This window comes from Thermus sp. NMX2.A1 (assembly GCF_000511705.1).
In the GTDB taxonomy this organism is placed as follows: Bacteria; Deinococcota; Deinococci; order Deinococcales; family Thermaceae; genus Thermus; species Thermus scotoductus.
In genome coordinates this window covers 17,077-27,000 of the sequence record NZ_ATNI01000063.1, presented here as the reverse complement: position 1 = coordinate 27,000, position 9,924 = coordinate 17,077, and the positions used below count along the sequence as shown (strand labels likewise).

Annotated in this window: 9 protein-coding genes; 7 read left to right on the top strand and 2 right to left on the bottom strand. The window is 67.8% G+C overall.

Annotated features, from left to right (window positions below):
* The first annotated feature begins 1 nt into the window (after position 1).
* The 3 genes from TNMX_RS06940 to TNMX_RS06930 are packed head-to-tail and all read left to right on the top strand — an operon-like array spanning position 2 to position 1,914.
* Positions 2-790: an FAD:protein FMN transferase gene (locus TNMX_RS06940; RefSeq protein ID WP_038030724.1), complete on the top strand. Its 789-nt coding sequence runs from the start codon at positions 2-4 to the stop codon at positions 788-790.
* Positions 783-1,322 (top strand): DUF2271 domain-containing protein, encoded by a 540-nt coding sequence (locus tag TNMX_RS06935; RefSeq protein WP_038030722.1) that lies wholly within the window; start codon positions 783-785, stop codon positions 1,320-1,322. Before TNMX_RS06940 ends, TNMX_RS06935 begins: the two co-directional genes overlap by 8 nt.
* On the top strand, positions 1,300-1,914 hold the full coding sequence (locus TNMX_RS06930) for a PepSY-associated TM helix domain-containing protein (protein WP_038030721.1): 615 nt from the start codon (positions 1,300-1,302) through the stop codon (positions 1,912-1,914). The genes TNMX_RS06935 and TNMX_RS06930 overlap by 23 nt, the downstream gene beginning before the upstream one ends.
* Here TNMX_RS06930 and TNMX_RS13540 read toward each other — a convergent pair.
* Both TNMX_RS13540 and hemQ read right to left on the bottom strand, forming a co-directional pair.
* Entirely contained in the window at positions 1,911-2,402 is a 492-nt protein-coding gene (locus tag TNMX_RS13540; protein ID WP_038030718.1) for a chlorite dismutase family protein, read from the bottom strand. The two genes, TNMX_RS06930 and TNMX_RS13540, sit on opposite strands and share 4 nt — an antisense overlap.
* 3 nt (positions 2,403-2,405) lie before the next feature.
* On the bottom strand, positions 2,406-3,158 hold the full coding sequence (gene hemQ, locus TNMX_RS06920; protein WP_038030716.1) for a hydrogen peroxide-dependent heme synthase: 753 nt from the start codon (positions 3,156-3,158) through the stop codon (positions 2,406-2,408).
* A gap of 32 nt (positions 3,159-3,190) precedes the next feature.
* Between hemQ and TNMX_RS06915 the strand changes: the two genes are divergently transcribed.
* The 4 genes from TNMX_RS06915 to TNMX_RS06900 are packed head-to-tail and all read left to right on the top strand — an operon-like array spanning position 3,191 to position 9,915.
* Positions 3,191-4,246: a mechanosensitive ion channel family protein gene (locus TNMX_RS06915; protein ID WP_015716175.1), complete on the top strand. Its 1,056-nt coding sequence runs from the start codon at positions 3,191-3,193 to the stop codon at positions 4,244-4,246.
* Between the two features lie 2 nt (positions 4,247-4,248).
* The gene (locus tag TNMX_RS13095) at positions 4,249-6,585 is read left to right on the top strand and encodes a hypothetical protein (protein ID WP_038030714.1); all 2,337 of its coding nucleotides are present in this window, start codon (positions 4,249-4,251) and stop codon (positions 6,583-6,585) included.
* Positions 6,586-6,639: 54 nt separating this feature from the next.
* Positions 6,640-7,689, top strand: a complete 1,050-nt coding sequence (locus TNMX_RS06905) for an IS481 family transposase (protein WP_026175045.1) — start codon at positions 6,640-6,642, stop codon at positions 7,687-7,689.
* A gap of 42 nt (positions 7,690-7,731) precedes the next feature.
* The gene (locus tag TNMX_RS06900; protein ID WP_038030710.1) at positions 7,732-9,915 is read left to right on the top strand and encodes a bifunctional (p)ppGpp synthetase/guanosine-3',5'-bis(diphosphate) 3'-pyrophosphohydrolase; all 2,184 of its coding nucleotides are present in this window, start codon (positions 7,732-7,734) and stop codon (positions 9,913-9,915) included.
* Positions 9,916-9,924: the final 9 nt, after the last annotated feature.

Sequence of the window (9,924 nt, the reverse complement as noted above, 5' to 3'; positions counted from 1 at the left end):
CATGGGCCGGTACGGGGCCAGATGGGAGGGCATCCTGGGAAGCTTCCTGGAGGTCCAGGTCCTCGCCCCGCCCTGGCGGGTCCGCAGGGTCTTCCCGGCAGTGGTGCAGGAGGTGGTCAGGCTGGAGGGCCTATTGAGCCGCTACCGGGATAGCGAGCTCACCCGCCTGGTGTGCCAGGGGGGAGGCCGGCCAAGCCCGGAGGTGCGGGAGGTTCTCGCCTGGGCCCTCAGGCTTCAGGAGGCCACGGGCGGGGCCTTCCACCCCGCTCCCCGGCACGGGGGGGAAGCCCTGCGCCTCCACGGGGAGGAGGTGGAGGTCCTGGCTCCCCTGGACCTGGACGGCCTGGCCAAGGGCTACATCGCCGACCGGGCGGCCCAAGCGGCCATCCAAGCGGGGGCCCGGGCCGTCCTGGTGAACCTGGGTGGGGACCTGGCCCGCCGGGGGCCCGGGCAGGCGGAGGTGGGGGTGGAGGACCCCCAGGGCCCCGACAACGCCAAGCCCGCCTGGATCCTTTCCCTGAGGGAAGGGGGCGTGGCCACCAGCGGGCTACGGCATAAGGGGCTCCACCTCCTGGACCCCCGCCGGAAAGCCCCGACAAACCCCCCAACGGCCCTCCAGGCCACGGTGATCGCCCCCAGCGCCCTCCTGGCCGATGGCCTCACCAAGGCCCTCTTCCTCCTGGGGAAGGAGGGGTTTTCCGTGCTCAGGGGCTTTGGAGCCGAGGGAATCCTCTTCACCCCGGATGGCCCCGTACCGAGCCCCGGGCTTAGGGGAGGGAAGGATGCTTAAGCGTTATTACAGCCGCAGGAGCTTTTTCCGAAGGGTGCTGGGCGGGGCCCTGGCCCTGGGGTTGGCCCGGGGCCAAGGCAAGGCCTGGCCGCAAGGGATGGAGCTCAGGGTCAGCTTCACCTACGAGGGTGGAGGGTTCCGCTACCGGGCCCCTTACGTGGCCGTGTACGTGGAGGACGAGAAGGGGAACCTGGTCCGCACCCTGGGGCTTTTCCTGATGCCGGGGAAGGGGGAGCGGTGGTGGAACGCCCTCCGGCGCTACTTCACCCTGGGGAGCCTCGAGGCCATGCGCACCCTTTCCGGCCCCACCCGTCCCCCAGGGCAGTACACCCTGGCCTGGGATGGCCTGGACGACCGGGGGCGCACCGTGCCCCAGGGGGGCTACTACGTGTGCGTGGAGTACGCCCGGGAGCATGGCCCCTACGAGCTTTTCCGGGAAAGGGTGGAGATCGGGGACAAGCCCTTCCAGAAAACCTACCCCTTGAGGGGGGAGCTTAAGGAGGTGAGCCTTGATTACCGCAGGAAAACCTAGAAGCGGGGCCGGCCCCCTCAGGGCCCGTCTTTACGCCTGGGCCCGGGTCCTTCACCTCTACCTTTCCATGCTGGCCCTGATGGCGGTCCTCTTCTTCGCCCTCACCGGCCTCACCCTGAACCACCCCGAGTGGTTCGGGGAAGGGCGGGTGCGGAAGCTCACCGGAACCCTATCCGGTGCCCCTTACCTGCAGGGGGAGGCCGTGGACTGGCTGAGGCTTTCCGAGGACCTCCGGGCCCTCGGGCTCAGGGGGCGGGTTTCCGAGTACGGCCAAAGCGGGGCCCAGGCCTGGCTTTCCTTCCGGGCCCCCGGCTACGGGGCCGATGCCCAGGTGGACCTGAAGACGGGGGCGTACACCCTAAGCCTCACGGAGGCCGGCCTGGTAGCGGCCCTCAACGACCTGCATAAGGGCCGGGATACCCCGGGAGCCTGGAAATGGGCCATAGACCTCTCCGCCCTCTTCCTGGCCCTGGTGAGCCTCACCGGCCTCTTACTGAGCCTCTTCCTGCGCAAAACCCGGCGTCCGGCCCTCCTCACCCTGCTTCTGGGCCTTCTCCTCTTCGGGGGCCTGGCCCTCTGGGCCTCCCTTTAAAGCTCGTCCAGAAGCTCCCTGGGGGTGCGCCGGGCGCCGAGGTATCCCCCTTCCCGCAGGGCCAGGGGGAAGAGCACCTCCCAGGGCCCCTCGAGGGCCAAAAGCCCCTCCCCCTGGAAGACCCTTGCTCCCTCGGGCGGGCCTCCCTCCAGGCCGAAGGGGAACAGGGCCAAAAACCCCTCCCCTGGCTCCCCCTCCCCCCGGTCCAGGTAAAGGGCCACGGGCTCCAGAAACCCCATGAGGCGGGTGCGGTGCATCTCCCGCCTCAGGGCCTGGAGGGCCTTCGGGTGCGAGGCCCCCTGCCAGAGGAGGAAGTCGGCTTCGGGAGAAAGCCCCACCAGGCTGTAGACCTGGAAAAAGCCCTCCTTTTCCTGCCAGCGGGCCAGGAACTGGGCGAACTCCTCTTTAAGGTGCTCCTGGTGCTCGGCCTCGAGGCGGCGGAACTCCGGCAAAAGCCTATAGAGGCTGAACCCCCAAAGGCGCGGCATGCCTCACCCCACCTCCAGGAAACGGGCCAGGGCCTCTTGGCTGAGGCGCTTGCCCACGTAGAAGGGCCCGAACTCGCCAAAGCGGGCAGAAACCTCGTCAAAGCGCATCTCGTACACGATCTTCTTGAACTGGATGGGGTCCTCGCTGAAGAGGTCCACCCCCCACTCCCAGTCGTCCAGGCCCTGGGCCCCGCTGATCACCTGCAAGACCCTGCCCTGATATTTCCTTCCCGTTTCCCCGTGGGCCTTCATGAGCTCCGCCCGCTCCTTGGCGGGGAGGAGGTACCAGTTGTCCTGGCCCTGGCGGCGCTTGTTCATGGGGTAGAAGCAGACGTAGCCCGTCTTGGGCACCCTGGGGGTCAGGCGGGGCTTGATGTAGGGGGCCTCGGGATCCAAGGGCCCGGTCTGGCTTCCCAGCTCCACCACCGAGTAAAACCCGTAGGCGGGGCTTAGGTAGCGGGCGAAAAGGCTCCTGTTGAGCCTGGCCTCCACCTCCAGGAGGGCATCCAGGTTCTCCCTCAGGTTCAGGAAGAGGAGGTCGGCCTTGTGGGTGATCACCTGGTACACGCCGAAGGACCCCTTGCCCTCCGCCTCCACCTTCTCCCACTCCCTCAGGATTTCCGAAAGCTCCCCCCAGGCGGCCTGCCGTTCCTCCTTGGGGGCGGAGAACCAGGCGGCATGGTCCAGGCGGCGGAAGTCGTGAAGGATGTGCCAGCCCTCGAGGGTAAAGGTGGGCTCAGGAATGTAACCTCCCATGCCCCCAATATACCCGGGGATATACTCCCACCATGGTGGCCCTACACGTAGCCCTCGCCCTCCTTCTGGCCTGGCTTTTAGGCCTCTACGGAGCCAGGGCCCTGAACGCCCTGGGGCGCCTCACCCCCACGGAGCGGGACGACCGCTTCTTCCGGGCCCTCGGCTTCCTCTGGTGGGGGGTGGTGGTCCTCCTGGCCCTGAGCTACCTGGCCCACGCCCTCGCCTGGCCCCTGGAGCCCCTGGCCACCTGGGGGAAGGCCCTCGCCCAGTGGCTGGGAAGCCGGGGCCTGGCCATCCTGGCGGTGGTGGGCCTCACCCTGGTGGCCTACCGCCTCGTGCCCCTCCTCCTCGCCCGGCTTCCCGAGCCCGAAGGGGAGCTCACCCGGGAGGCGGTGCGGCGCAAAACCCTGAGGGCGGTGGCGGATTCCGTGCTGAAGGGGGCCATCCTCACCCTGGGGGGACTCTTCCTCCTTTCCAACCTGGGCTTCAACGTCACCGCCCTCCTGGCGGGGGCCGGGGTGGTGGGCCTGGCCATCAGCTTCGCCGCCCAGAACCTGATCCGGGACTTCATCAACGGGTTTTTCATCCTCCTGGAGGACCAGTACGGGGTGGGGGATATCGTGCTCATCAACGGGGTGGGGGGGAGGGTGGAGCGCTTCAACCTGCGCCTCACCGTCCTGCGGGACCTGGAGGGCCGGGTCCACTTCATCCCCAACTCCGAGGTCCGCCAGGTGACGGTCCTCACCCAGGAGTGGAGCCGGGCGGTGGTGGACGTGGGCGTGGCCTACAAGGAGGACCTGGACCGGGTTTTGGCGGTGTTCCAAGACGAGGTGGCCCGCTTCCACCAGGATCCGGAGTGGCAGGACCGGTTCACCGAACCCCCGGAGGTCCTGGGGGTGCAGAACCTGGACCAAAGCGCCGTGGTCATCCGGGTCCTCTTCAGCACCAAGCCCGCGGAACAGTGGGCCGTGGCCCGGGAGTTCCGCCGCCGCATCAAAAACCGCCTGGACCGCGAGGGCATAGAGATCCCCTATCCCCACCAGAAGCTCTACTTCGGCGAACCCCTTAGGCTGGAAAAAGGAGCGTAAGGATGCCGGACGTCTACAAAACCATCCTGGAGGCCATCCACCCCCACCTGGGCGCCAGGGCCGAGGCGGTGCTGGAGGAAGGGCTGAAGCGCCTGGGCAAGCGGCCTTCCGAGCTCACCCCGGCGGATGGGGCCCACCTCCTGAAGGGCCTGGTCTACCGCGAGCTCCAGGCCCGCATGCGCCCGGAGGAGGCCAGGCGGATGGTGGAGGGGGTCCTGGCCCAAATGGAAGGGCAGGGGGCCAGGCTGGCCAAGCTGGAACAGGGCTTGAAGCGCTTCGGGCTCTATGTGGACTGGCCGGAGGTGGCCCGCCTCCGGGCCCTGGTCAACCGCCTGCGCCAGGCCCCGGACCCCGGGCTTTTGGCGGAGGGGGAGGAGCTTGTAGAGGCCCTGGAGGAGAAGCTGGAGGAGGCCCTCCTGCGCCAGGCCAAGGACCTGGCCCACCTGGAGGAGGCCCTGGAAAGGGTGCGCCACCTGGGTGGGCCCAAGGTACGGCGGCTGGAAAGCCTGGTGGAAACCATCCGCCAGGCCCAGAGGGAGGGCATCCTGGCCCAGGCGGAGGTGGAGCGGGCCCGGAGCCTGGCCCTGGAGCTACGGAAGTTCCTGGAGTCCAGCGCCGTCAAGGCCCCCACCCTGCCGGAGATCGTCTTTGAAACCCAGGAAACTCCCCCGGAAACCCCACCCCGGGCGGAAACACCCTCCTCCCATCCCACCGACGTCTTCCTCACCGTGGAGGAGGCCTCCGAGCTGGAAGGGGAGCTTTTGGTGGACCTCGAGGCCCTCTCCCAGGAGGCCAGCCAGAGGATCCTGGCCCTGGAGGTGGAGGAGGAGAAGCGCAAGCTGGAGGAACTCCTAAGCCGCTTCGCCCCCCTGGTGGAGCGGGCCACGGTAAGCCCCCTTCTCGCCGAGGTCCAGGCCCTTCTGGATGCGGGCACCCCCGTGGGGGAAAAGCTCAAAGCCCTGGAGGAAGCCTTCCAGGAGGCCGAGAGGAACCTCCGGGCCGAGAAGCGGGCCCGCCTGATCCAGCTTGAGGAGGCCCTGCGCCTCCTCTCCCTGCCCGAGGAGGCCAAGCTCCCCCTAGAGCGGGCCTTGCAGCTGGCGGAGGAAACCCTCGAGGAGGGAGGCTACCCCGACCTCCTTCCCCTGGAGGAGGAACTCAGGCGCCTGGAGGAGGCGGCCCGGCGCAAGGCGGAGGAGGAAAAGCGCCTCCTCCAGGAAAAGGAAGCCCTGGTGGAGGAGCTAGAGGAAAAGGGCGAGGCCTTCCGCCCCCTCCTGGAGGAACTGAAGGCGCTCCCCCTGGAGGCCCTTCCCCAAAGGCTTCCCGAGGTGCGGGCCCGGTATGCCGAGCTCCTCAAGGCCCAGGGGGAGGAGGCCGCCTTGAGGGCCAAGCTCGCCGAGGCGGCCAAGGCCCTGGAGGCCCTAAAGCCCGAGGCCCTGGCCCTGGGCCTAAGGGAGAAGGTGGCCGAGGCGGAAGCCCTCCTGGCCCAGGGGAACCTTCCCGACCTGGGGTCCTTACGGAAAAGCCTGGAGGACGCCAAGGCTCAGGCCCGGCAGGAAGCCCTTCTGGAGCTCTCCCGCCTCCAGGCCCTGGCGGAGCGCTTCCGCGGCTTCGGGGGGGAAGGGGTCTTGCGGGCCATCGCCGAGGAAAAGGGCAAGCCCCTCCCTGACCCCACCCCCATTGCCCGGGCCCTGGAGGCCTTGAAGCGGCGGATGGAGGTGAAGCGGGAGGAGCTCACCACCCGCCTCACCGCCTTCTTCCAGGCTTACGCCCGCCTCGAGGGGTTCCAAAGCGAAACGAACCGCCGCCTAAAGGCCCTTTTGCCGGTGCTGAAAAGCGCCCAGGAAAAGCTACCCCGCCTGGGACCCCAAGGCCTCCTCCAGGTGGAAAGAACCCTAAGCCAGGCGGAGGCCCTTCTCCGGGAGCTGGAAAAGGAGCGGGAGGCGGCCAAGGCTGTGCTCCAGGAGATCAGAGGCGAGGACCTCGAGGCCCTCCTGGGAGTCTTCGACCAGGGCAGGACCCCGGCCCAGGCAAAGCCACCGGAGGCACCCTCTACCATGGACCTGGAGGCAGACCTCGCCCCCTTGCGCCTTCCCGGGGTGGAGGTGCTGGGCTACCTGGGGGAGGCCCTTCCCCTGCCCAGGGAACCCCTGGAGGCCTTTGTCCAGGCCCTGGACCAGCTGGATAAAAGCCTGGGCCAGACCCGGGGGCCTGCAGCCATCCTCCTGGGAGAGAAGGCCTTGGTCCTGGCCCCCCGCAAGGGCCGCATCCTGGTGGCCCTGCTGGAAAAAACCAGCCTGTCCGCCTTCCTCCTGGAGCTGAACCCGGACAAACACATGTGAGACTCTGGGCTGGGATAAAAAGAGGGGGACCGACTCCGGAAGGAGGCCCCCCGAGTGCAGCTTACCACGGTTGGCAAAGCGATCTGGCGAGGAGCGAGGAAGGCCCAGGAGCTGGAGATGGCGGGGGCCGGCGACCCCCTGGTCCAGGAACGGCTGCGCAAGCTCAAGCAGGTGGAGGCGTTCAGGAAGCACGGGGTGAGCTGGCCCGAGATCCAGGCCCTGGTGGGGATCAGCCGGGCCACCTATCACCGCTGGCGGAGCAGGCTCAAGGACGAAGGACTTAAAGGCCTTCTTCCGAAACCCAAACGCCCCAAACGCCTACGGCGGAAGGTGCACTGGACCTCCGAACTCCTCATCGCCACCGAGGACTTGCGGAGACAAAACCCCACCTGGGGCCGCTGGCCCATCTGGTGGAGCTTGAGGAAGGGAGGTTTTGAGGTCAGCGAGCGCACCGTGGGCCGCATCCTCGCCCATCTGGAAGCCAGGGGGCGGGTGGAAAGGGTGGCCGCCTTCCTGGCCCGGGCGAGGCGGGGCAAGGGGAGGCCAAGACCCCAGAGGCCCTACGCCCAGAGGAAGCCCCGGGGATACGAGGCCAGGGCGCCCGGGGACCTGGTGCAGTTGGACACCCTCACCGTGACCCTAGGGCCCGGGGAGGTGGTCAAGCACTTCTCGGCCCTGGACCTGGTCACGCGCTTCTCCCTGGCCCAGGTGCACACCAGGGCCACGGCCAACCTGGCGGCGGGATTCCTCTCCGCCCTCGTGACCAAGGCCCCCTTCCCCATCCGGGCCGTCCAGGTGGACGGGGGGAGCGAGTTCATGGCCGAGTTTGAGGAAGCCTGCCGGAGCCTGGGAATCCGGCTCTTTGTGCTGCCCCCACGGAGCCCGAAGCTCAACGGGCACGTGGAGCGGATGCAGCGCACCTTCCGCGACGAGTTTTATACCCTGCCCTTGCCAAGGGGGCTTGTGCGCCTGCAGGCCGAGCTGGACGCTTATCTGGCGTACTACAACCACCGCAGGCCCCACATGGCCCTGGGGGGGCTGGCGCCCCTGGAGTTCTTGGCTAAAATGCAAGCGGAGTCGGTCCCCCAGTCTCAGATGTATTGACCGATTACAGGAGCTCACCTCCTAGGGGTGCTACACTGAAAAATGGTGGTATCCGTCTCGGCTCTTTGGGAAAAGCTTGCACCCCTTCTAGACTACCTCCCGGCAGGGGAGCGGGAAAAGGTGCGGGAGGCCTACCTTTTCGCCGAGGAGGCCCACCGGGGCCAGCTCAGGCGAAGCGGGGAGCCCTACATCACCCACCCGGTGGCGGTGGCGGAGATCCTGGCCTCCTTGCGCATGGATGCGGATACCGTGATGGCGGGCCTCCTCCACGACACCCTGGAGGACTGCGGGGTGGCCCCCGAGGAGCTGGAAAGGCGCTTTGGGCCCGCGGTGCGCAGGCTGGTGGAGGGGGAGACCAAGGTCAGCAAGCTCTACAAGCTGGCCAACCTCGAGGGGGAGGAGAAACGGGCCGAGGACCTCCGCCAGATGCTCATCGCCATGGCGGAGGACGTGCGCATCATCATCGTGAAGCTGGCGGACCGCCTTCACAACCTCCGCACCCTGGAGCACATGCCCCCCGAGAAGCAAAGGCGCATCGCCCAGGAAACCCTGGAGATCTACGCCCCCCTGGCCCACCGCCTGGGGATGGGGCAGCTCAAGTGGGAGCTGGAGGACCTTTCCTTCCGCTACCTCCACCCCGAGGCCTACCACGCCCTTCTTTCCCGGATCCAGGAAACCCAGGAGGCCCGGGAACAGATCATCAGAAAGGCCATGGTGGCCTTGGAGGAAGCCCTAAGGAGGGATGAGCTCCTCCAGGCCCAGCTCCAAGGCCTGGAGGTGACGGGCCGCCCCAAGCATCTCTACTCCATCTGGAAGAAGATGGAGCGGGAGGGGAAGGCCCTGGAGCAGATCTACGACCTCTTGGCGGTCCGGGTCATCCTGGACCCCAAGCCCGCCCCCACGGAGGAAGGAAGGGCCTTGAGGGAAAAGCAGGTCTGCTACCACGTCCTGGGCCTGGTCCACGCCCTCTGGCAGCCCATCCCCGGGCGGGTCAAGGACTACATCGCCGTGCCCAAGCCCAACGGCTACCAGTCCCTCCACACCACGGTCATCGCCCTGGAGGGGCTTCCCCTGGAGGTGCAGATCCGCACGCGGGAGATGCACCGCATCGCCGAGTACGGGATCGCCGCCCACTGGCTTTACAAGGAGGGCCTCACCGACCCCGAGGAGCTAAAGAGGCGGGTTTCCTGGCTTAAAAGCATCCAGGAGTGGCAGCAGGAGTTCAGCAGCTCCCGGGAGTTCGTGGAGGCGGTGACCCGGGACCTCCTCGGGGGCAGGGTCTTCGTCTTCACCCCCAAGGGGCGGATCATCAATCTGCCCAAGGGGGCTACCCCCGTGGACTTCGCCTACCACATCCACACCGAGGTGGGGCACCACATGGTGGGGGCCAAGGTGAACGGAAGGATCGTCCCCCTCTCCTACGAGCTGCAAAACGGGGAGATCGTGGAGATCCTCACCGCCAAAAACGCCCACCCCTCCAAGGACTGGCTGGAGTTCGCCAAAACCCGGAGCGCCAAGAGCAAGATCCGCCAGTACTTCCGCACCCAGGAGCGCCAGGAAACCCTGGAGAGGGGGCAGAACCTCCTGGAGCGCTACCTTAAGCGCCGGGGCCTCCCCAAACCCAGCGACAGCCAGCTGGAGGAGGCCGCCAGGAAGCTGGGCCTCACCCCTTCCCCCGAGGAGCTCTACCTGGCCCTGGCCCTAAACCGCCTCACCCCCAAGCAGGTGGCGGAGAAGCTCTACCCCAAGGCCCTTCTCAAGCCGGAAAAGCCCAAGGCACCCCCCAGGAACGAGTGGGGGATCCGCCTGGAGCAGGACCTCCAGGCCCCCATCCGCCTGGCCTCCTGTTGCGAGCCCATGAAGGGGGACGCCATCCTGGGCTTCGTCACCCGGGGCCGGGGGGTCACCATCCACCGGGCGGACTGCCCCAACCTGCGCCGCATCCTCCAGGGACCGGAGGCAGACCGGGTCATCGGGGCCTACTGGGAGGGGGTGGGGGGCAAGGTGGCCACCCTCGAGGTCCTGGCCCAGGACCGCGCCGGCCTCCTGAGGGACGTGATGCAGGTGGTGGCCGAGGCGGGGAAGAGCGCCTTGGGCTCGGAAACCCGGATCCTCGGACCCCTGGCCCGCATCCGCCTCCGCCTCACCGTGCAGGACGGGGAGCGGGAATCCCTGGTCCAGGCCATAAAGGGCGTGAAAAGCGTGCAGGAGGTGCGCTGGGTCTAGGCGGGCCCG